Genomic DNA, 22,099 nt, shown 5'->3' with positions numbered 1-22,099 from the left:
GACATACGGGATTCGCGATGATGAGGAAATGTGCTTTTATCAAGCAAGCGCGGTTATATGACGGCAGTGGCGCGACACCCAGCGAGAACACGTCCCTGGAAGGCTGTTTCGGCTGAGCCGTTCTCCACCGGTTCTCCCTCCGCGCGCGTCATGCTCGGGCTCGACCCGAGCATCCAGGCCATACGGAGAACTTCGCCTTAACCCTCGGGTCAAGCCCGAGGGTGACCCCAGCAAGATGTGAACGATGCGTCAAAAAATCGGCCCCGCCTTTCAGCGGGGCCGGTCTTTTCATTCCGCAGCGGCGTCCTCGACGACTGTTTCATCATCGCCCAGGAAGCCACCGGACTGGCGGCGCCAGAGGTCGGCATAGATGCCGTTGCCGGCCGCCAGCTCCTCATGGGTGCCGAGTTCGACGATCTTGCCCTTGTCGAGCACGACGAGACGATCCATCTCCGTCAGCGTCGACAGCCGGTGGGCGATCGCGATCACGGTCTTGCCTTCCATCAGCCCGAACAGGCTTTCCTGGATCGCGGCCTCGACTTCCGAATCAAGCGCCGAGGTCGCCTCGTCCAGGATCAGGATCGGCGCGTCCTTCAGGAACACGCGCGCGATCGCGATGCGCTGGCGCTGGCCGCCGGAGAGCTTTACCCCGCGTTCGCCGACATGGGCATCAAGGCCGACGCGGCCATGCATGTCGGTAAGCGACTGGATGAACTCCCAGGCATTGGCGCGCTTGGCCGCCTCGATCACGTCCTCATCGCTGGCGTCCGGATGGCTGTAGGCGATGTTGTCGCGGATCGAGCGGTGCAGGAGCGAAGTATCCTGGGTCACGACCCCGATATGCTCGCGCAGGCTGTCCTGCGTTACCTGCGACACGCTCTGGCCATCGATGGTGATCCGGCCGCCCTCGAGATCGAAGAAGCGCAGCAACAGGTTCATCATCGTCGTCTTGCCAGCGCCCGAACGTCCGACCAGGCCGACCTTCTCGCCCGGATTGATCTTCAGCGACAGGTGCTCGATCACGCCGCCCTTCTTGCCGTAATTGAAGGAAATATCGTCGTAGACGATCTCGCCATTCTTCACGTCAAGCGCGGGTGCGTTTTCGACATCGGTGAGCTCGTGCTTCCGCGCCATCATCGACATGCCGTCATAGACCGTGCCGATGTTTTCGAAGAGACCCGTGACTTCCCACATGATCCACTGCGACATGCCGCCGATCCGCATGACCAGACCGAGCGTGAGCGCGATCGCGCCGACCGTGATCGTGTCCTGCATCCAGAAGTGGATCGCCAGCGCGCCGACCGAGAACAGGGCGATCGCATTGTTGATGTAGACGAGGATCTGGAACTGGGTTACCCGGCGCATCTGGCGGTAGACCGTCTCCAGAAAGTCATCCATGCCTTCCTTGGAGAAATCCTCCTCGCGACCGGCATGGGAGAACAGCTTCACCGTTGCGATATTGGTGTAGCTGTCGACCACGCGACCCGTCATCAGCGAACGCGCATCGGCCTGATCGGCGGAGATCTTCCTGAGCCGCGGGATGAAGTACCACAGAAGCAACCCGTAGATGACGATCCAGATCAGGAGCGGAATCACCAGGCGCAGATCAGCCGCCGCCACGACGAAGATCATCGAGGCGAAATAGGTGATGACGTAGACGAACATGTCGAGCGTCTTCATCACCGTTTCGCGCACGGCCAGCGATGTCTGCATCACCTTCTGTGAGACGCGTCCGGCAAATTCGTTGGCGAAGAAAGTCATCGAATGGCGCAGCACGTAACGGTGCATCTGCCAGCGGCCGATCATCGGCAGATTGGGCAACAGCGTCTGATGGATCAGCATCGAGGAAAACGCCGTCAGCAGCGGCAAGCCCACCAGGACCAGCGCCCCCATCCAGAACAGATGCCGGCCCTCGTCTGCAAGAAACGTGTCACGGTTGGCGGTCGACAGCCAGTTGACGATGTCGCCGAGGAACTGGAACAGATAGACTTCGGCAAACGCAATCAGCGCAGCCGCCATCGACATGAGGATGAGCCACGGCGCGGCGGGCTTCGAATAATGCCATAAAAACGGAATGAGACCCTTGGGGGGCATTTCGGGCAATTGTTCGGGATAGGGATTGAGGCGGTTTTCAAACCAGCGAAACATGATCGGACTCCAAAAGGTCTCCTTCGAACCCGACAAACAGCACGCGGCAGGCATGCTCAACGGGGACGAAGCGGAGACTGGAACGCGGCCTTCAACGAAATGGCCGCAACAGCGGATTGATTATCTAGGAATTGAAACGCGCGTGTTAAACGTCACGCGAGCCGGCGTGGTGAAACGAGGAGCAGTGCAGTGCTGCTGATATTCATCATGCTGACGCTCCTTTGCCGGTTAGAGAAACACCGATGCTTATACAGCCGAACCGGCGGCGTGACCAGCCGCGAAGGTCGCCTTGTCAGCCGTTTGCGCATGGGTGTTGCCGCTCGGCAACGCGGATGATCGGATATATCAAGCCTGTTGGTGAATGGATCAGCGCCGATTAGACTTCGCAATCATCAAGGATTTTGAGAGCAGCAGCACAGGGGGCTACGGGTCAGGAGAATGCGGCATAAAGCATGGTTCCGCGAGCTTGCGCTTATGAAGCCCGCTCCCTTCAGCCCGTCCCTCCATGCGCTCCGGCTGGCGCTCGGAACCGGCCTTCCGCTTTTGGCAGGCGTCTTGACCGGCAATCCCGGTCCCTATCTCTATGTTGCGCTCGGTGCGCTTTTGACGGAGCCTTCGACCCGCCTCGGCGCCTATCGCGAACGGTTCCGCATCAGCGCGATCTCCACGGCAATCGGTATGATCGGCTGCCTGATCGGGCCGGTCATCGCTGGCCACGGACCGGTTTCGCTCGCGGTGCTGATTCTGATCGGCTTTGTCTCCGGCATCATCAGCGGCTACGGTGCGGCGTTTTCCACCGGCGCGCTGAACATGCTCGTCCTTGCCATCGTGCACACCTACGCCGCCGGCCACATGCCGCCATGGATGGTTGCGCTCTGCTTTGCGGCAGGCGCCGCCTTCGTCAATGCGCTTCTGGCGCTCGAGGCGCTTGGCGATCGCAGCAAGCCTGAACGCCGGTTGCGCGCCGAACTCCTGCGCGCCCTTGCAACCCTTGCCCGCGCAGAAGGTGCGACCGCCTCTGAGGAAGCGCGCCGCGCGGTAACCGAAAAGATCAAGTCGGCCTATGACATGCTGATCGAAAAGCGCAGCCACAACTCCGGGCGCACCCGCGAGCTGGCGCGATCGGCAGACCTGCTGTCGCTTGCCAACCAGCTCACCATATCGATCATCGCGGCGCGGAAGCACAATCGCGACTGCGCTGACGTTGCGATCATGCTGGAAAGCATGGCGGCGGCGCATGAGGCCGGCAAGCCGACGCCCCCGGCGATCGGCAAGGATGAGGGCGAGCTCTACCGCCTGTGCCGCCAGCTTTCGGACAGGCTCTGGAATCCCCTCGACGCAGCGTCGCAGGAACGGGTTGCAGTCCGCCCTCACCGCCCCTTCAGCCGGGCAGCGCTCTCGGCCCGTCTGCGCAGGCTGGTGGTCGGGCGTGAGGTGTTTACCGCCGCCGTAAGGCTTGCGCTCTGTATCGCCATTGCCGAAGCAGCGGGGCGGATTGTTTCCGGCGATCATGCCTATTGGCTGCCGGTCACGGTTGCGATCATCATGAAACCGGATTTCGGCTCGGTCTTCACCCGCGCCATTCACCGCAGCATCGGCACGGTGATCGGCGTGCTGATCGCCATGTCGGTGCTGCTTTTGGTCCATGCCGATCTCGGGCTGGTCGCGGCGGTTGCCGTTCTCGCCGCCGCCGACCCCTATGCATCGCTCAGAAGCTATGCGGCCAAGGTCACATTCCTGACGCCCCTGATCTTGATCATGATCGAGATCGCCGCCCCCGGACCGCCGCTCCATTACGCCATGCAGCGCCTTGTCGATACGCTGATTGGCGCAGCGGTGGTGCTGGTCTTCGGGTACCTGATCTGGCCCCGATCGCAGACGGTGCGGCTCAGGACCACGTTCGACGATGCCATGGAGACCGTGAACGGCTACCTTACCGCTGCGTCGAGCGCCGCTCCCAATCTCGGAGAGCGGGAGTTTGCGGCCTATCGCAAGCTCTCCGATCTGCGCACCCAGTTGCAGAAGCTGAACGCGGAACCGCCGCCGGCAGGGCGGGAAGCGGCCGCATGGTTTCCGGCCGTCGTCGGCGCGGAGCGGCTTTGCGACGTCATTTCCGCCTATGCCGAAGACAGGCGGCTCGGCGATCCGCCACCCGACGCCCAGCGCCTGGAGCGGGCAACACGGGCGCTTGGCAACCTTGGACGCGGTGAACCCGGGACCGGCGCGGCGGAGAACCCGGACCGGTTTTCCGCCGTCGAGGCCGAAATAGCCTGGCTCTCCGGCTATCTGCGCGATCTGTCATCCGCGGCCGCTTCGGCGCCCGGATCGCCGGCCCTCAGATAGGATTGCGGCGGCACGCCGAAATGGCGCCGGAACGCGGCGACGAAGGCGCTGGCGCTTCGATAGCCGAGCCTGCCCGCAATTTCCGTGCTGCTCCTGCCCTGACCCAGATCGTGCACGGCCTCGATCAGGCGCAACCGGTTGCGCCATTCCGAAAAGGAAAAGCCGGTTTCGCGGCGGAAAAGACGCTCCAGCGTGCGAAGGCCGACACCGGATGCGCGCGCCAGTTCCTCAAGTCCGGCACGGTCATCGGGCCGCTGAAGCAGGCGCGCAGTCACGCGCGTCAGCCGCGGATCGCTGCCGGCGACAAGGCTGAGCGGCGCAGCCGGCAGCATGGCGAGTTCGTCGATGATCACCTCCGCCAGCCGCAACAGCCGTTCCTGATCCTGTCCCGCTTCACCAAGCGCGCGAAATCTGAGGATAAGATGGCGCATCAGCGCCGTCATGTGCAGCACCTCGGTTCCGTTGTCGCGGACCCGGGTGACCGACGGATCGATATAGATGAAGCACGCCGAGACATCGGTTTCCATCGATACCGCATGCACCACCTCGCCCGGAATCCAGACGCAGTGGCTTGCGGGCACCAGCCAGTGCGTGTCGCCCGAGCGCACACGCATCATGCCCTCCTCGGCCCACAGAAGCTGGCCCCGCGGGTGTGAATGCGGCTCCCGCCCGACCTCGCCGGCCTTCCAGCGCTTCGCCCGCGCCGTGACCGGGCGAGCGGGGTCGAGGATCGCACCGGGGCTTTCATCATCGACAAAGATTGTCGGAAACGCGATATCGTTTGGCAACATGTAGCAGTTCCGCAGTTGATCCCGATCTCTTACACTGGCCGCACTGAAATCCAAAGGCTCAAGCATGCCCTCCTACAAGACACTTCTCGTCGCGGGCTTCGCCATCCTGGCGATCGCGTTCCCGCTCCTGCCGCAGTCGATCATGACCACCGATCAGGCCCGCACGCTCGGGCTCGTGCTGGTCACGCTCAGCCTTTGGGCGACAGGCGTCGTGCCGCCCTATCTTGCGAGCCTTCTGTTCTTCGTCATCGCGCTCATCCTCAAGCTTGCGCCGCCCGACGTGGTGTTCTCCGGCTTCCACTCGGCGGCCATGTGGCTGATTTTCGCGGGCCTTGTGATCGCGGCCGCCATCAAGAGTTCCGGCCTCAGTCACAAGATCGGCGGCGCGCTGCTCGGCCGCTTTTCAGAAAACTATACGCTGCTGATTTCCGGGATCTTCGCAATCGCGATCGTGTTGTCCTTCGTGATGCCGTCTTCGCTCGGACGTTTCTTCCTGCTCTGGCCGATCGCTGCGGCCCTTTCCGACAGCCTCGGTTTCGACAAGGCGTCGAAGGGGCGCAGCGGAATTGCGATCGCCGTCGTCTTCGCCTGCCATATGCCGGGCTTTGCATTGCTGCCCTCGAACGTTCCCAACCTGATCCTGGCGGGCGCAGCGCAGACGATCTACGGCATCGACCTCACCTATGCGCGCTACATGGCGCTTCACTTTCCGATCATCGGCCTGTTGAAGAGCGCGATCGTCGTCGCGCTGATCGTGCGCATCTTTCCCGACACGCCGCGTCCCGAAAAGGCCGTTGCGGCCGCGGCTTCGGGCGCCCTTGGCTGGCGTCAGTGGTATGTGGTCGTGGTGCTGGTGCTGACGCTCGCGCTGTGGATGACCGATACGCTGCACGGCATCAATCCAGCCTGGATCGGCATTTTCGCATCGGTCGCGCTTCTGTGGCCGGGCATCGGTCCGATTGGCCCCGCGGAGTTCGATAAAAGCATCAATTTCTCCGTGCTGCTGTTCATGGCGGGCTTTCTGGCGCTTGGTGCGGTGGTCAATGTCACCGGCCTCGGCGTGGTCATCGCCCATGCCCTGGAGCGCATCCTGCCGCTTCAGCCCGGCCATGACTTCCTGAACTTCGTCTCGCTTTCGGTGATCGCCTTCATTGTCGGCGTGATCTCGATCCTGCCGGGCGTGCCGGCGGTGCTGACCCCGATGGCGGGCGAACTTGCGGAACTGACCGGTCTCAGCGTGATGGCCGTGCTGATGAGCCAGGTGATCGGCTTTTCCACGATCCTGTTTCCCTATCAGTCGGCCCCGCTGATGGTCGGCATGCAGGTCACGGGACAGTCGGTCGGGAAGATGATGAGGGTGCTCGCGCCGCTCACGGTGATCACCGCGCTGATCCTGCTGCCGCTCGACTTCCTGTGGTGGAAACTGCTCGGCATGTTCTGATCCTTGAAGGAGGAGATGTTCCGGCGTAGGACACCATCATGACGCTCAGGATCGCCCTCTACCAGCCGGACATCGCCGGCAATACCGGAACCATTCTCAGGCTCGCCGCCTGCCTTGGCCTTGCCGTCGATATCATCGAGCCTGCAGGCTTTGCGCTGTCCGACCGCAACCTGAAACGGGCCGGCATGGATTACATCGCAAGCACCGTGATGACCCGCCATCTCGACTGGGAAGCCTTCGACCGCTTTCGCCGCGACAGCGGAAGACGCCTGGTGCTCGCCTCCACCAAGGCAAGCCTCGGCCACACCGATTTCGGTTATCGGAAAGATGACATTCTTCTTTTCGGGCGCGAAAGCGCGGGCGTTCCCGATCACGTGCACGAAACGGCCGATCATCGCGTCAGGATCCTGATGGCCGAGGGACAGCGCTCGATCAACCTCGCCGTTTCCGCCGGCATGATCGCGGGCGAAGCGATCCGCCAGACCGGCGGATTTTCCGGGCTTTCATGAGGGTTCAATCGGCGGAGGAAAGCCTTCGCATCGTGAACTCGATGCGCCCGTCGCCGACGACGCGCCAGCTTTCGACCTCTGTCCAGTAGGCGGCTTTGGGATAGCTCTGGAACCATTCGCGCGCCTTGGCGCGGGCATCCTCGCGGTCGAGACAAAAGCGCTCGCGCACGAAACCGTCGCTTGCTGCCTGCGTCCGGTGGTCCCGGATGCGTTTCTTCAGCGCCGCCATCGAAGGCGGCTTTGGAACATTTCCCATCACGCTATCCTTCATTCCGCAAAGAAGATAAGATTTTCCTTGTATATTTGCGAGTCAAATCAAAAGCCCGGGACAACGGGCATTCAGTCATGAGTGGAGTGCATCTATGGAACGGCCGCAATTGCCCGTGGGTCTGCCGGACGACATCGAAAACAGGAAGGCCACGTCGAAGGCCTGGTTCGAAAGCCTCCGGGATACGATCTGCGCCGGTTTCGAGGCGCTGGAGCGGGAGTTGACCGGGCCGATGAGCGATCTCGAGCCCGGCCGGTTCGAGGTCAAGGACTGGACCCGCGACAATGGCGAGGGCGGCGGCCGGATGTCGGTGATGCATGGCCGGGTTTTCGAGAAGGCCGCCGTCCACACCTCCACCGTCGAGGGCACGTTTTCGGCTGAAATGGCGGCGAACATGCCGGGCGTCGATGCCGAAACGCGCTATTGGGCAAGCGGTATCTCGCTGATTGCGCACCCCGTGAACCCCAATGTGCCAGCCGTCCACATGAACACCCGCATGATCGTGACCAAGAGCTGGTGGTTCGGCGGCGGTGCGGACCTGACGCCGGTGCTGTTGCGCCGGCGCAAGCAGGAAGATCCCGACAGCATGCTGTTCCATCGCGCGATGGAAATTGCCTGCAACCGGCATCAGGCAATCATCGACTACAAGAAGCTGAAGAAGTGGTGCGACGACTATTTCTACCTGCCCCACCGCAAGGAAGCGCGTGGCATTGGCGGGGTTTTCTTCGATTGGCAGCATTCCGATGAAGACAAGGGCGGGATCGACGCGGATTTCGCCTTCGTCCAGGATATCGGACGTGCCTTCAATCTCGTCTATCCCCGGATCGTGCGCTCCAACTTCAATCATGAATGGACATCGGAAGATCGCGACGAACAGTTGATCCGCCGCGGGCGCTATGTCGAATTCAACCTTCTCTACGATCGCGGCACGGTTTTCGGGCTCAAGACCGGGGGCAATATCGAGGCGATTCTGTCGTCATTGCCGCCCGTCACAAGATGGCCTTAATCCTGCATCGTTTCAGGACGATTTTTCACCAAAACGCCCCATTGTTCATCTTGTATTAATCATATTATCGCCCCACCTTGTAACAAGACTTCATTGCAGACTTGTTCGGGAGGAGCAGGACAATGACAAGGAAAGTCGAATCCAAAGAGCATAGAAAGCCGTCAGACGACCAGAAGCCGAAATCGCAGACGGCTGCGGCGACGGACGACAGAAGTTACGCGGCCATGATGGCAAACCGGCATCGCCGGCCGTGCGAGAGTTCCGCCGTGTTCGAAACCTGGGCGCGGCACTGAAGGCCGTTTCTTAGGCCTATGGGTGTTGCCGCCGTCTCGACGGCGGCACACATGAAATCCTTCGGTCTGGAACCGGAGGCCAACCAAAGGAGGAAACCATGAAACGTTTTGATTGCGGTTCACTTGTTCCCGGATGCAGCTTCCATGCGAGCGCGGAGGACGAGGCGGAGGTTGTCCGCCGCTCCGTCGAGCACATGCGCACCACGCATGGCGAGACCATCATTCGCGAGAACATGGTCGAAAACATCAAGGCGCGCATCAAGGACGAAGAGAAGGCCTAATCCTTCTCGTCCCTCAGCGCCTCGAACCGGGCGGCAATGGCTGCCCGGTCAGCTTGGAAATCGCCACTGATCCACCAGTCTTCCAGTTCCTTCAGATATCTGCCGATCTCCGGCCCGGCCGGCAAACCGGCGGCCACGATATCGCCGCCCGCAAACGGCATTTGCGGTTTTTCCCAGCCTTCCGCCATCTTCAGAAGCGTATCGAGCTTCGCAGCCTCGCCTGCGGCATCGAGGTCCCCTGACCGTGCCTTGCCGCGCGCTGCCGCAAGCGCAAGCTTGAGCCGTATCAGAATGCCGCCCTTGCCGTTGCGATACATTAGCTGTCTGAGCGCCGCAGCCGAGGTCGACCCGCTGACGGTCGGCGCGGTCGCGAAGGCCATCAGCAATTCACGTTCCGTGTTGGAAAGCCTCAACCGGTCGGCAAGCTCGCCAACGCGCACATCATAGGGCGGTATGATCGCGGCGAGCCTCAGACAGGGATCGGGCGCCCAGCCGAGCGCCTTCTCGCAGTCGATCAGCGCCGGAACCGCGTCGATCCCCCATTTCTCGCTCTCCGCGATGATGGCGGTCAGCACGCCGGTCTGGCGCATCCACAACAGGGCGCGCGAGGGATCGGGCGCGGACAGGAGATTTTTCGTCTCCCACCAGACCCGCTCGGCCGAAAGCGAGGCAAGTCCGTCCTTCGTGCGGACCGTCGCGCGCAAACCTTCCGCATCCGGCCGGCCACCGCCATACCAGGCGAAGAAGCGGAAGAAGCGCAGGATCCGCAGATAGTCTTCCCTGATCCGCTTTTCGGCCTCGCCGATGAAGCGCACCGTCCTGCTTTCGATATCGGCCCTTCCCCCGACAGGATCATAGATCGTGCCGTTCTGATCGGCATAGAGCGCATTGATCGTGAAATCGCGCCTTGCTGCGTCCTTCTCCCAGTCTTTCCCGAAATGCACCGTTGCACGGCGTCCATCCGTCTCGACATCCGAACGCAGCGTCGTCACCTCGAAAGGCTTGCCGCCGGTAACGACCGTCACCGTGCCATGATCGATCCCGGTTGGCACGACCTTCATGCCGGCAGCCTCCGCCCGCGCAATCACATCCTGAGGCAGCAGGGTGGTCGCCAGATCGACATCGCCGATCGGCTCGCCCATCAGGCTGTTGCGCACTGCGCCGCCGACGATGCGGGTCTCGCCGCCGTCGCCATTCAGAATCTGCAGCACATTTTGCAGCCGGTCGTCTTTGAACCAGTCGTGATCACCGATCTTGGTCAAGCGTAAAGCCTCTCATAGATTGTTCTGACGATACCGGCGGTTATGCCCCAGATCCGGTGTTCGCCGAACTTGATTTCGTAATATTGCCGCATGTGGCCTGCGAACATGGTGGTGCCCTGCGCATGGTTTGCCGGATCCATGATGAAACCGAGCGGCACTTCGAAGGCGGTGTCGACCTCATCGGGATTGAGCGTCAGCGAAAAGCCGGGCTGCACCACCGAAAGCACGGGCGTGATCCTGAAACCGCTGCCCGCCAGATAATCCGGCAGCCGCGCCACGGGCTGAACGAATTTGCGGTCGAGGCCGATTTCCTCCTCGCATTCCCTGAGCGCCGCATCCTCCGGCGACCGGTCTTCCGGATCGATCGAGCCTCCGGGAAACGAAATCTGGCCGGAATGCTTGCGCAGCTTCGTCGTTCGCCGCGTAAAGATCACCCGCGCCTCATTGCCGTAATCGACAACAGGCACGAGAACAGCGGCGGCGCGCATGTCGAGATCTTCGTAATAGGCGAAAAGATCCGGATTGAGCTTGTGGTCGCCATGGTCGCGCCACGCTTGCTCCGGCGCGCGTCCGTTCTGGCTGAGCGCCCGCTCGCGAAAGGCGCTCGCATCGAAAGCCGGGCTCGTCACACCTGTTTCTCCAGCGCCGCCATTTCCATCACCGGAAACACGCTCTTGCCCGAGCGGATTGCAAACATCGCCCGGCCATCGATCTCGACCTCAGTACCGAGCGCCATCAGATCATAGGTCAGCGCACGGGAGAACAGCGCTTCGAGCCTGCCGCGCACCAGCACATAGGGTTTCACGCCGCCATCGTCGTCGCCGATCCCGAACCGCAGAGGATGCTCGTCCCCGACAGCCACTTCGTCACCCATATTGGTGCGAATCAGAAGGGTGTCCGCATCGTCCCGTTCCATGCCGACGGCGAGGAAAGGCGCGTCCTCCACCTTGATCCTGAGCTTTTCCACCGGCGTGACGAGATAGGTCTCACCATCCTCATCCTTGCGCAAGACAGTGGAGAAAAGCTGCGCCAGCCTGGCGCGTCCGATGGGCGTGCCCTGATAATACCAGGCGCCATCGCGCCGGATTTCCATGTCGATATCGCCGCAGAATTCCGGCTCCCACTTGTCAACCGGCGCCGCCTTGCGCAATTTGCCGCCATCGAGCTGGCGCGTTATTGCCGCAGCCAGTCCGCCGGCATCGCCTGCAATATTGCCTTGCGTCATCTTTCCGTCTCACTTTCGGGGCCAAAATGGCCTCCTCTCGAAATAGTCATTTCAAACCGGCTTGTCAGCCGCCCGCAGGTGATTATCCTTCCCCGACAGGCGTCGCCGAGATGCAAGCAAGCCTGTACCACCAACCGGCCTTGGGCCATGGAGACATGTGAATGGGCGCGATCGACGCAAAGAACCCGCATGAAATCGTCGCCGAGGCCGAAGCGGCACTTGCCGATATCAAGACCGTGCGCGAGGAAGTGTCGAAGGTCATCTACGGGCAGGAAAGCGTCGTCGAGAACGTGCTGCTGGCCATTCTCTCCGGCGGCCATGCGCTGCTGGTCGGCGTGCCGGGCCTTGCCAAGACCAAGCTTGTCTCGACGCTCGGCACCGTTCTGGGGCTTGATGGCAACCGCATCCAGTTCACGCCCGACCTCATGCCCTCCGATATCCTTGGCTCCGAAGTGCTGGAAGAAGGCGAAGCGGGCCGCCGCTCGTTCCGCTTCATCAAGGGCCCGGTTTTCGCCCAGCTCCTGATGGCGGACGAAATCAACCGCGCCTCGCCGCGCACCCAGTCGGCGCTGCTGCAATCCATGCAGGAATATGGCGTGACGATCGCCGGCCAGCATTACGATCTGCCGCGCCCGTTCCACGTGCTTGCGACCCAGAACCCGCTGGAGCAGGAAGGTACATACCCCCTGCCCGAAGCCCAGCTTGACCGCTTCCTGCTGCAGGTCAACGTCGACTATCCCGACCTTGCCTCCGAACGGCGCATCCTGCTGGAAACCACCGGCGCCGTCGAGGAAGTGGCCCGACCGGTGCTGAGCGCCGCCCGGCTGATGGAGATCCAGACGCTGATCAGGAAGATGCCGGTGAGCGAAAGCGTGCTCGATGCCATTCTCGCACTGGTGCGCGCCGCCCGTCCCGGCGAAGGCCATCAGGATACCGACCGCAACGTCGCCTGGGGCCCCGGCCCGCGCGCCGGCCAGTCGCTGATGCTGACGGCACGGGCCCGCGCCCTTTATCAGGGCCGGCTGGCGCCTTCCGTCGACGATGTGCGCGCGCTTGCGGCCCCCGTGCTGCAGCACCGCATGGCGCTGACCTTCGCCGCCCGCGCGGAGGGCATGACCGTGACCGACGTGATTGCCACCATCGCGAAGCGCGATTTCAACTGACAGGCTTGCCATTGGCTGCAATCGGACAAACGACACCGCCGACAGCGCGCAATTCGGCTCTTGCCGAAGCGCGGCGCCGCGCTGCGCTGTTGCCGGATTGCCTGATCGAGGCAAAGCGAATCGCCAATACCGTGATCACCGGCTGGCATGGGCGCAGAAGGCGGGGGCCGGGTGAAAACTTCTGGCAGTTCCGGCCCTATGCGCAGGGCGAATCGATGATGCGCATCGACTGGCGGCGTTCGGCGCGCGACGACCATACCTATGTCCGCGACATGGAATGGGAAGCGGCGCACACGGTATGGCTTTTCGCCGACCTGACGCCATCCATGCAGTTCCGCTCCGAACTCGCCCCGGTTTCGAAGGAACACCGCGCGCTGGTGATCCTGCTGGCGCTTGCCGAAACGCTCCTGCGCTCCGGAGAACGCGTGGGCTTTCCCGGCCTGATGGACCCGGTATCGAACCGCAATGGCGCAGAAAAGCTTGCCCAAGCGCTCGCAACCGCCGGCACGCCTGCCGGGCTTCCTGATACAAGGATGATGCGCGGGCCGTCTGAACTGGTGATGATCGGCGATTTTCTTGATACGCCCGACGCCCTGTTTTCGACGTTGACGCCGCTTTCCGCACGCGGGCTCAGGGCACATCTGCTGGAAGTCGCCGACCCTGCCGAGGAAAGCTTTCCCTATACCGGCCGCACGGCCTTCAGCGATCCAGAGACCGGCCGCGAGTTGACGCTTGGCCGCGCGGAAAGCCTGCAGGAGGCCTATCTCGACGCCTATCGCGCGCGTCGCGCGGTGCTTGCCGATACCGCCCGCCATCTGGGCTGGACCTTTACGACCCACCATACCGACCGACCCGCTTCCGAAGCCCTGACTGCCGTGCACATGCGTCTTTCCGGTCTCGGCCAGGGGGGGCGGTGATGGAATTTGCAAGTCCCCTCATTCTCGCGGCGCTGGTCGTCCTGCCCGCCATATGGTGGCTGTTGAAGCTGACGCCGCCGCGCCCGCAAAGGGAAATCTTTCCGCCGCTCGCGATCCTGCTCCGCCTTGCCAAGCGCGACGAGACGCCCGCCAGAAGCCCCTGGTGGCTGACGCTTCTCAGGATGACGCTGGCCGCGCTGGTGATCCTCGCCGTCGCCAATCCCGTGATCGACCCGGAGCGCACCTCGATCGCCACCGACGGACCGCTGGCGCTTTTGATCGACAATGGCTGGGCAAGTGCCGAAGACTGGCGCGCCCGGACCCGCGCGGCGGAGACCCTGATCGATGCCGCAGGCAACGCCGACCAGCCAATCATGATGGCGTTTACCGCCGACACGGCCACTGATCCGCGCCCCGTTTCGGCAGCCGAGGCACGACAGCGCCTGGCCGCCGCCGAACCCCGCGCTGCCCGCCCCGACCGCCTGACTGCCGCGGCAGCGCTTTCCGAAGCCTTCGGCGAAAACCCGCCCGCAACCTTCGCCTTCATCTCGGATGGTATCGCAGCCGCCGGCGATGCCGAAACCTTCGACATGCTCGCAGGCGCCGGCGTGACCATCGTGCTCGTTGCGAACAGGCCCCTGCCCGTTGCCGTCACCGGCGTCGAGAATGATGCGAGCGCCAGCCGGATTACCGCAAGCCGGGCGACGGCGGGGTCCCAGGCGGAGATGAAGCTCAACGCCTACGACCTGCAGGGACGCGTCATCGCCGAGGCGCCGCTTGTGTTTCCGGCAGGCGCGCGCGCCGCAACCGCAGAAATCCGCGCGCCCTTCGAGGTCCGCAACGATTTCGCCCGCATCGCCATCGACGGCGCCGCCAATGCCGGCGCGGTGCAGCTTCTCGATGACGGCTTCCGGCGCAGGCGGGTTGCGCTGGTCGCCGGAAGCCCCGCCAACGATGCCCAGCCGCTTCTGTCCTCTGCCTATTATCTGCGGCAGGCGCTGTCGCCCTATGCCGACCTCGTCTCAAGCGATCTGCCGACGCTTCCCGAAGAAATTCAAGCGCTGATCGATCGCAAGCCATCCCTCATCATCCTCAGCGATGTCGGCACATTGCCGGAGGAGGCGCACGGCCAGTTGCAGGAATGGGTCGAGAATGGCGGAACCCTGATCCGGTTTGCAGGCCCCCGGCTTGCCGCTGCCGAGGGTGACGACAGCCTTCTGCCGGTCCGGTTGCGCTCCGGCGCGCGCGCCTTTGGCGGCGCCATGAGCTGGAGCGAGCCACAGCCTCTGGCGCCGTTTACCCCCGAAAGCCCGTTTTATGGCCTGCCCGTACCCGAGGATATAACCGTGACGCGTCAGGTGCTTGCCGAGCCCGCGCCCACGCTCTCCGATCATACCTGGGCAAGCCTTGCCGATGGCACGCCGCTGGTGACGGAAGGGGTTCTGGGTCAGGGCCGGATCGTGCTGTTTCACACCTCCGCCGACCCCAACTGGTCGAACCTGCCGATCTCCGGCTATTTCGTGGAGATGCTGCGCCGGATCGTCAACCTGTCGCGCGCGACGGAGGCAGAGGACGGCTCTGCCGCATCCCTGCTTGCACCCTACCGGCTGCTCGCCGCCAGCGGCACGCTGACCACCGACATCGCGGGCGCAAAGCCCATCTCCATGCCCGGAGGCCCGGCTGTTGCGACCATGGAAAATCCGCCCGGCCTTTACGGCTCGCCCGACGGCTTCACCGCGCTCAACCTGTTCCAGCCGACAGATATCCTTGCCCCCGTCGACACCGCAGGGCTTGGAGAGGCAGTGCGTCTGGAGCCGATCGGCAATGCCCGCGCCTTCAGCCTGAAACCCTGGCTGCTTGCCGCAGCCTTTGTGCTGCTGATTGCCGACGGGCTGATCATGATGGCGATGAACGGCGCCTTCCGCAGGCTGCGGCCTGCCGCCGCATCGATCGCGATGCTGGCAGCGCTTGCCCTTCCCCTCGGTCTCGGCGACGCGCCTTCGGCGCATGCGGCAGAGGATGACCAGGCGATTGCCGAGCTGCTCTATGAAACCCATCTTGCCTATGTGATCACCGGCGAGGATGAGGTCGACCGGATTTCGGAACGCGGTCTCAAGGGCTTGTCCGACTATATCTCCTACCGGACCGCACTTGAGCCCGGCGATCCGGTGGGTGTGGATCCGGCAAGCGAGGAGCTGGCATTCTACCCGCTGATCTACTGGCCGGTTTCGGCGACCGCCCCGATGCCCTCCGACAAGGCGATCGCAGGCATCGAGGCCTATATGCGCAATGGCGGCACGGTGCTGTTCGACACCCGCGACCAGTATTCCCCGCTCGGCCAGAGCGCCGTGAGCGCCAATACCGAGCGGCTGCGCATGATCCTCGACAATATCGACGTTCCGCCACTGGAACCCGTGCCGGAAGGCCATGTGCTGACCCGATCGTTCTATCTTCTGTCGGATTTCCCCGGCCGCTACGACGGCTCGCCGCTCTGGGTCGAGGCGCGCGCTGGCGAAGATGCAACCGGCGACACGCTGACAAGCGGCGGCGACGGGGTCTCGCCGATCCTGATCACCGGCAATGATTTTGCCGGCGCCTGGGCGATCAATCCGGATTCGACGCCGATGTTGCCCACCGTTCCGGAAGATCCGCGCCAGCGGCAATATGCCTTCCGCACCGGCGTCAACATCGTGATGTACATGCTGACCGGCAATTACAAGGCCGACCAGGTGCATGTCCCTGCCCTCCTCGAAAGGCTGGGACAATAATGGAACTGAGCTTTTCACCATTGCTGCCGGTTTGGGCGATCCTTGCGGGCCTTGCCGTCGTCATAGCGTTGACGGCCGCGGGCTATCTCACACGGATGCGCGCGACCACGCTGAGGGGGGCCGCCGGCCTGCTGCTCGTTGCCGCCATCGCCAACCCGACCGTCAGCCGAGAAGAACGCTCGGCGCTTTCGACAATCGTCCCGGTGGTGGTTGACCGCAGCCAGAGCCAGTTGACCGGCGACCGGGAGAGCCAGACCGAAAGCGCTCTTGAAGCGCTTCTTGCGCGGCTTGCCGAAGACCCTGCGATTGAGCCGCGGGTCGTCGATGTTGCCACCGCCAATGAGAACGGCCGCCCCGAGACGCTTGCCTTCGAGGCATTGTCGCAAGCCGTCCGCGATGTCCCCCCGAGCCGGCTCGGCGCTGCCTTCCTGATCACCGACGGTCAGATCCACGATATCCCGGATGATGCCGCGGCGCTTCCGGCCGCCGTGCCGCTCGATGCGCTGATCACCGGAACCGAGCGGGAATATGACCGGCGTGTCGAAATCAACGAAGCCCCGCGCTTCGGCCTTGTCGGCGACAGCCTGCCGGTCGAATTCACGGTCGTCGATGACGGGCCGGTCGGCGATCACGCGAGCGGACCGGCAAGGGTCACGGCGCGGCTCAATGGCGCTGTGGTTGCCGAGATGATGGTCGGCACCGATCTGCCGACGCGCTATGTCTTCGACCTCGAGAATGGCGGCGAGAACATCCTCGAACTCTCGGTCGGGCCGGTCGATGGCGAACTGACCACGGTCAACAACCGCGCCGTCCAGATCGTCGAGGGCGTGCGCGAGAACCTGCGCGTGCTCCTCGTTTCGGGCTCCCCGCATTCCGGCGAACGGACATGGCGCAACCTGCTGAAGTCGGACGCCTCCGTCGATCTCGTTCACTTCACCATCCTGCGCCCGCCCGAAAAGCAGGACGGCACGCCGATCAACGAATTGTCGCTGATCGCCTTTCCAACGCGGGAACTGTTCGTCGACAAGATCAACGATTTCGACCTGATCATCTTCGACCGCTATCAGAACCGCGGCGTCCTGCCGCTGCTCTACTACGACAACATCGCGCAATATGTGCAGAACGGTGGCGCGCTGCTGGTGGCGGCAGGGCCGGAAATCGCCGGAGCCGATTCGATTGCCGATACCCCGCTTTCAGCCGTCCTGCCCGCCATCCCGACCGGAGATCTGAGCGAAGGCGGCTTTTATCCCGCGCTTTCGGACATGGGCGAACGCCATCCCGTGACCCGTGATCTGCCGGGCAGCGGCTCCAACCCGCCTGCATGGGGCCGCTGGTTCCGTTCGATCCCCGTCGGGCCGACCCGTGGGGAAACCATCATGACGGCGGACGGAGCTCCGCTGCTCGTGCTCTCGCGCGAGGGCGAAGGCCGCGTGGCCGAGCTGCTCTCCGACCAGGGTTGGCTCTGGGCGCGCGGTTTTGAAGGCGGCGGCCCCTATGTGCCGCTCTACCGCCGCATCGCCCACTGGCTGATGAAGGAACCGGCGCTTGAGGAAGAAACCCTGTCGGCAAGCGTCGAGGGCAATACGCTGACCGTCACCCGCCAGACGATGGAAGAGACCGCGCCAGACGCAACCGTGACCACGCCCTCCGGCGCAACCATCACCATTCCGCTTGGCGAAGCCGAACCGGGACTGTTTCGGGGCGAGACGGGCGTTGACGAGATGGGGCTGTTCACGGTCGAGAACGGCGATCTTCAGCGCCTCGTCAATATCGGCGATCCCGATGCGCCGGAATTCAAGGCGATGATCTCGACGACGGCAACGCTTTCGCCGCTTTCTGAGGCGACCGGCGGCCTGACGCGGCGGATCGCGGACGGCATCCCGCCGCTCCGCGTCACCGATGCGCCGGTTCGCCCCGGCAATGACAGCGCCATGCCCGTGGTCCGAACAACCGATACCAGGCTTGAGAGCATCCGCTCTCTGCCGCTCTTCAACGGTCTTATCGGTCTCGCCGTCCTGCTTGCCCTGATCTCGGCTACATGGTGGCGCGAAGGGCGAAGCTGAAGGCCTCCCTTTGGCCGATAGGTCTCGGCATACGGCGCCTGACGGCGCGGGCGGCTCAGGCCGTTCTTAAGGAATGGAGACGCCGGCGCCCGGCTGACCGCGATCGCGGCAGATGATGTCAGCGCTGATACCGCATCATCCCGACGAGCTTTGCCTCGACGCCATCGACAAGGGCTGCGGCAAGCACGCGGCGCGGATCGACCGGGCCTGGAAGCTGCAGCGTCGGCGGCACGATCGGAAGAAAGCCGAGCGGACCATAATAGGGCGGATCGCCGACCAGAACCACGACTTCAGACCCGGCTCTGCGGGCGGCTTCCACGGCAACGCTCACCAGATGGCGGCCGATGCCCCTGTTCTTGTGGGATGGCCTGACCGCAAGCGGGCCCAGCATATGGCCGCTTGCCTCGCCGGCAAGAACAGGCGTCATGCGGACCGAAGCGACCACCTCGTCGCCATCGACACAGACGAAGGACAGCGCCATGTCATGCGGTCCCTGCTCGCGGATACGGGCGGCAGCGCGCACGAAACGCGCCGGACCAAAGGCCTCGGCATTGATGTCTTCGATGGCAGCGTCGTGGGAAACCTCTTCCGGGAGGTAACGCAATTCACTCGTCATGATGTCTGAACCTGTCTGGAGAACGCATGAAATCGGGGCCGGACGTGGTGTCCGGTCTGAAGTTTCAATCAGCGTCGTCGCAGAACCCGCATGACAAATCCTGTAATTGCGTTTCGACCGCACTATCAGGATTTGGCGGGAGCGTCCAGACGGCTGATGATCAAAAAGCAAGCCGTCCTGCCCATGCAACACACTGTCAATGGTTCCGGGGGTGGCAAAATGCCGGCTGCGCCGTATCTAAGGTGTAACGTTGAATAAAAGGAGCAGACCATGGGTATGCTGGTAGATGGCGTCTGGAAGGACGTCTGGTACGACACCGACAAGACGGGCGGCAAGTTCAAGCGCGAAAGCTCGCAGTTCAGGAACTGGCTCACTGCAGACGGCAGCCCAGGCCCGGAGGGCAAGGGCGGCTTCGAGGCTGAAAAGGGCCGCTATCACCTCTACGTGGCGCTCGCCTGCCCGTGGGCGCACCGCACGCTGATCTTCCGCAAGCTCAAGGGGCTCGAGGACTATATCGACGTCTCGATCGTGGATCCGCTGATGCTGGAAAATGGTTGGGAATTCAAGAACCGCGACGGCGGCACCGCCGATGCCGTCAACGGCGCCGATTTCCTTTGGCAGGTCTATACCAAGGCAGACCCCAACTATACCGGCCGCGTGACCGTGCCTGTCGTTTGGGACAAGAAGCGCGAAACGATCGTCTCGAACGAGTCTGCGGAAATCATCCGCATGTTCAACAGCGCGTTCGATCACCTGACCGGCAACACCGAGGATTTCTATCCGGAAGACCTCCGCGAAGGGATCGATGAGATCAATGCGATCGTCTACGACACCGTCAACAACGGCGTCTACAAGGCGGGCTTTGCCACCAAGCAGGACGCTTATTCCGAAAACGTGCTGAAGCTGTTCGAGACGCTCGACATGCTGGAAAACAGGCTCGGCGAGAACCTCTATCTGATGGGCGACAGGCTGACGGAGGCCGACTGGCGGCTGTTCACGACGCTGGTGCGCTTCGACCCGGTCTATGTCGGCCATTTCAAGTGCAACCTGAAACGGATCGCCGATTATCCGAACCTCTCGGGGTATCTCAGAGAACTTTATCAGGTGCCGGGCGTTAAGGAGACAGTGAATATCGACCACATCAAGCGCCATTATTATGGCTCGCACAAGACGATCAACCCGACCGGGATCGTTCCGGAGGGGCCAATCCTCGATCTCGACGCGCCGCACCGGCGCGGCTGAGATCGACCCGCTTGTCGCTCGGGCGCTGGAAAGCTAAGAAGTCTGCATGTACAAAATCGCCCATATTTCCGATGTCCATCTGGGACCGCTTCCGCAGCTTTCGCCGCGGGAGCTTTTTTCCAAGCGGATAACAGGCTTCTTCAACTGGCATCGAAACCGCAGGAAGCATCTCGGCAAGGATACGCTGGAGAACCTGCTGCTGGCGATTGCCGACGAAAACCCGGACCATCTCGCCATCAGCGGCGACCTTGTGAACCTTGCGACCACGAAGGAAATCGACATTGCCGCCGACTGGCTGAGAAGCGTGGGTCCGGCGAGCGAGGTTTCGCTGGTGCCCGGCAACCACGATGCCTATGTCGGCGGTGCCTATGCCAAGATCGCGAAGGCCTGGGGCGACTACATGCAGGGCGATGGCCATAAGGGCGAACACAAGGGCCGCCTGACCTTTCCCTATCTGCGCAGGCGCGGGCCAATCGCGATCATCGGCTGCTCGTCGGCAGTCCCCTCACCGCCCTTTCTTGCCATCGGCACCTTCGAGGGAAAACAGGCACGCGCCACCGCCGAGCTATTGCGCAAGGCGGGCGAGGAAGGCCTTTTCCGGATCGTGATGATCCATCACCCGCCCGTGCGCAATGCGGCTGCCCGCCACAAGCGGCTTCTCGGCATTCGCCGGTTCAAGGCGACGATCGCGACAGGCGGATGCGAACTGGTGCTGCACGGGCATACCCATCTCAACACCGTGAATTTCATTGAGACAAAAAGGGGCAAGACGCCCGTCATTGGCATCGCCGCTGCCGGTCAGGGCACCGGCGGCAAGAAGCCGCCATCGGGCTTCAATCTGATATCGGTCACCGGCAAGAAGGGTTCTTACGAGATGACCTGCCGCCGCCACGCGCTGTCGGCGGAAACAGGACTGATTGAGCCCGAAAGCGAGTTCAGCTTTTCTTATGCAACGCCTTCGTGAACACGGACCGGACGCGCCTTTGAATAGGCATCGAGGATCGCGTTGACGTTGAGGGTAAGGGCACGGCGAAGCTTCGAGCATTCCCCAGCATCGATCGTTTCCCAGTCGAGGCTCCGCTGGACCACCTGGCGACAGATCTTGAAATACTGAGCCTGGCCAAGCAGGGTAAAGCTGAGGATTGCCGTTTCTTCGCTGTCCTCATCCCTTCCCGTGGCGCGCGCAAGAAGCTGCCGCAAATGCCTGTGCAACGGCGTGATGAACTGCGAATAGAGCAGTTCGAATGCCTCGCTCGGCAGCGCGATATAACGCATGATGAAGGCTGAAACCTCATCCGACTGCTCGATATGCGGCAGCGGCTGAACCATACGCATCAGCAACTCCACCAGCTCCTCGCGCGCTTCCATCGGCGTCATGTCATCGTCGATCGGTTCGAGCATCGACCGGCCAATGCTCTTCTCGGCGATTTCGATGACATGAAGCGCACAGGCGCGCATCAGCCCCGGCTTTCCGCCAAAATGATAGGCAATGCTGCCAATATTGGCGTTTGAGACCTCGGCGATCTTGCGGGTCGATACGGCATTGTAACCATATTCGCCGAAGAGCCGGAGCGCAGCGGAGATGATCGACTGCCGCGTAGCAACTGCACCGCTTTGCTGTTCACTCATGGCTCGGTTTGAAACTCTGTTTAATTCCATGCTTCATATAGGTTAATCCTCCCGTTGATCAAATGTTTCCCCGAACAGGGAAAAAAGCAAGCTGGATCGTCGGTCAACCATATTCCGGCCATACTCTTAACCGG

At 62.7% G+C, this 22,099-nt stretch carries 19 protein-coding genes; 11 read left to right on the top strand and 8 right to left on the bottom strand.

The window, feature by feature from the left end; translation table 11 throughout:
* Positions 1 to 288: 288 nt before the first annotated feature.
* A complete protein-coding gene (locus HPQ62_RS06020; RefSeq protein WP_174801621.1) occupies positions 289 to 2,148 on the bottom strand; it encodes an ABC transporter ATP-binding protein in 1,860 nt (619 codons plus the stop codon).
* Positions 2,149 to 2,586: 438 nt separating this feature from the next.
* On the opposite strand from HPQ62_RS06020, the gene HPQ62_RS06015 reads away from it, so the two are divergent.
* On the top strand, positions 2,587 to 4,491 hold the full coding sequence (locus tag HPQ62_RS06015; RefSeq protein ID WP_174801620.1) for an FUSC family protein: 1,905 nt from the start codon (positions 2,587 to 2,589) through the stop codon (positions 4,489 to 4,491).
* On the opposite strand, the gene HPQ62_RS06010 is transcribed toward HPQ62_RS06015, so the two are convergent.
* Entirely contained in the window at positions 4,431 to 5,282 is an 852-nt protein-coding gene (locus HPQ62_RS06010; protein ID WP_174801619.1) for an AraC family transcriptional regulator, read from the bottom strand. The genes HPQ62_RS06015 and HPQ62_RS06010 overlap by 61 nt on opposite strands.
* A gap of 64 nt (positions 5,283 to 5,346) precedes the next feature.
* Between HPQ62_RS06010 and HPQ62_RS06005 the strand changes: the two genes are divergently transcribed.
* Together HPQ62_RS06005 and HPQ62_RS06000 are read left to right on the top strand one after the other, a co-directional pair.
* Positions 5,347 to 6,723: an SLC13 family permease gene (locus HPQ62_RS06005; protein WP_174801618.1), complete on the top strand. Its 1,377-nt coding sequence runs from the start codon at positions 5,347 to 5,349 to the stop codon at positions 6,721 to 6,723.
* 35 nt (positions 6,724 to 6,758) lie between these two features.
* Entirely contained in the window at positions 6,759 to 7,232 is a 474-nt protein-coding gene (locus tag HPQ62_RS06000) for a tRNA (cytidine(34)-2'-O)-methyltransferase (protein ID WP_174801938.1), read from the top strand.
* A gap of 4 nt (positions 7,233 to 7,236) precedes the next feature.
* Here HPQ62_RS06000 and HPQ62_RS05995 read toward each other — a convergent pair whose 3' ends face one another.
* Positions 7,237 to 7,488 carry a hypothetical protein gene (locus HPQ62_RS05995; RefSeq protein WP_174801617.1) on the bottom strand — a complete coding sequence of 84 codons (252 nt, stop codon included), beginning with the start codon at positions 7,486 to 7,488 and terminating at the stop codon, positions 7,237 to 7,239.
* Positions 7,489 to 7,594: 106 nt separating this feature from the next.
* Here HPQ62_RS05995 and hemF point away from each other — a divergent pair, with 106 nt between their 5' ends.
* Together hemF and HPQ62_RS05985 are read left to right on the top strand one after the other, a co-directional pair.
* Positions 7,595 to 8,506: an oxygen-dependent coproporphyrinogen oxidase gene (gene hemF / locus HPQ62_RS05990; protein WP_174801616.1), complete on the top strand. Its 912-nt coding sequence runs from the start codon at positions 7,595 to 7,597 to the stop codon at positions 8,504 to 8,506.
* A 391-nt stretch (positions 8,507 to 8,897) separates the two neighbouring features.
* Positions 8,898 to 9,080 carry a DUF1059 domain-containing protein gene (locus HPQ62_RS05985; RefSeq protein ID WP_174801615.1) on the top strand — a complete coding sequence of 61 codons (183 nt, stop codon included), beginning with the start codon at positions 8,898 to 8,900 and terminating at the stop codon, positions 9,078 to 9,080.
* On the opposite strand, the gene HPQ62_RS05980 is transcribed toward HPQ62_RS05985, so the two are convergent.
* From HPQ62_RS05980 to HPQ62_RS05970, 3 genes are read right to left on the bottom strand one after another with little or no spacing between them, the layout of a single operon-like run.
* Positions 9,077 to 10,342, bottom strand: coding sequence for a CCA tRNA nucleotidyltransferase (locus HPQ62_RS05980; RefSeq protein WP_174801614.1), 1,266 nt, complete (start codon positions 10,340 to 10,342; stop codon positions 9,077 to 9,079). The genes HPQ62_RS05985 and HPQ62_RS05980 overlap by 4 nt on opposite strands.
* Positions 10,339 to 10,971: an NUDIX domain-containing protein gene (locus HPQ62_RS05975; protein ID WP_174801613.1), complete on the bottom strand. Its 633-nt coding sequence runs from the start codon at positions 10,969 to 10,971 to the stop codon at positions 10,339 to 10,341. The genes HPQ62_RS05980 and HPQ62_RS05975 overlap by 4 nt, the downstream gene beginning before the upstream one ends.
* Complete coding sequence (locus tag HPQ62_RS05970) at positions 10,968 to 11,567, bottom strand: DUF1285 domain-containing protein (RefSeq protein ID WP_174801612.1); 600 nt, start codon at positions 11,565 to 11,567, stop codon at positions 10,968 to 10,970. The genes HPQ62_RS05975 and HPQ62_RS05970 overlap by 4 nt, the downstream gene beginning before the upstream one ends.
* A 161-nt stretch (positions 11,568 to 11,728) precedes the next feature.
* On the opposite strand from HPQ62_RS05970, the gene HPQ62_RS05965 reads away from it, so the two are divergent.
* From HPQ62_RS05965 to HPQ62_RS05950, 4 genes are read left to right on the top strand one after another with little or no spacing between them, the layout of a single operon-like run.
* Positions 11,729 to 12,730 carry an AAA family ATPase gene (locus tag HPQ62_RS05965; RefSeq protein WP_174801611.1) on the top strand — a complete coding sequence of 334 codons (1,002 nt, stop codon included), beginning with the start codon at positions 11,729 to 11,731 and terminating at the stop codon, positions 12,728 to 12,730.
* Positions 12,731 to 12,741: 11 nt separating this feature from the next.
* Entirely contained in the window at positions 12,742 to 13,647 is a 906-nt protein-coding gene (locus HPQ62_RS05960) for a DUF58 domain-containing protein (RefSeq protein WP_174801610.1), read from the top strand.
* Entirely contained in the window at positions 13,647 to 16,415 is a 2,769-nt protein-coding gene (locus HPQ62_RS05955) for a DUF4159 domain-containing protein (RefSeq protein ID WP_174801609.1), read from the top strand. Before HPQ62_RS05960 ends, HPQ62_RS05955 begins: the two co-directional genes overlap by 1 nt.
* Entirely contained in the window at positions 16,415 to 18,478 is a 2,064-nt protein-coding gene (locus tag HPQ62_RS05950) for a hypothetical protein (protein WP_174801608.1), read from the top strand. The genes HPQ62_RS05955 and HPQ62_RS05950 overlap by 1 nt, the downstream gene beginning before the upstream one ends.
* A gap of 118 nt (positions 18,479 to 18,596) precedes the next feature.
* On the opposite strand, the gene HPQ62_RS05945 is transcribed toward HPQ62_RS05950, so the two are convergent.
* Entirely contained in the window at positions 18,597 to 19,094 is a 498-nt protein-coding gene (locus HPQ62_RS05945; protein ID WP_174801607.1) for a GNAT family N-acetyltransferase, read from the bottom strand.
* Positions 19,095 to 19,364: 270 nt separating this feature from the next.
* On the opposite strand from HPQ62_RS05945, the gene HPQ62_RS05940 reads away from it, so the two are divergent.
* Together HPQ62_RS05940 and HPQ62_RS05935 are read left to right on the top strand one after the other, a co-directional pair.
* Positions 19,365 to 20,336, top strand: a complete 972-nt coding sequence (locus tag HPQ62_RS05940) for a glutathione S-transferase family protein (RefSeq protein ID WP_174801606.1) — start codon at positions 19,365 to 19,367, stop codon at positions 20,334 to 20,336.
* 46 nt (positions 20,337 to 20,382) lie between these two features.
* Positions 20,383 to 21,300, top strand: a complete 918-nt coding sequence (locus tag HPQ62_RS05935) for a metallophosphoesterase family protein (protein WP_174801605.1) — start codon at positions 20,383 to 20,385, stop codon at positions 21,298 to 21,300.
* Here HPQ62_RS05935 and HPQ62_RS05930 read toward each other — a convergent pair.
* Complete coding sequence (locus HPQ62_RS05930; protein ID WP_174801604.1) at positions 21,282 to 21,965, bottom strand: CerR family C-terminal domain-containing protein; 684 nt, start codon at positions 21,963 to 21,965, stop codon at positions 21,282 to 21,284. The two genes, HPQ62_RS05935 and HPQ62_RS05930, sit on opposite strands and share 19 nt — an antisense overlap.
* Between the last annotated feature and the right edge of the window lie 134 nt (positions 21,966 to 22,099).

It is taken from the genome of Martelella limonii (genome assembly GCF_013344475.1).
Classification (GTDB): domain Bacteria; phylum Pseudomonadota; class Alphaproteobacteria; order Rhizobiales; family Rhizobiaceae; genus Martelella; species Martelella limonii.
This window is presented reverse-complemented; position numbering and strand designations above follow the sequence as displayed.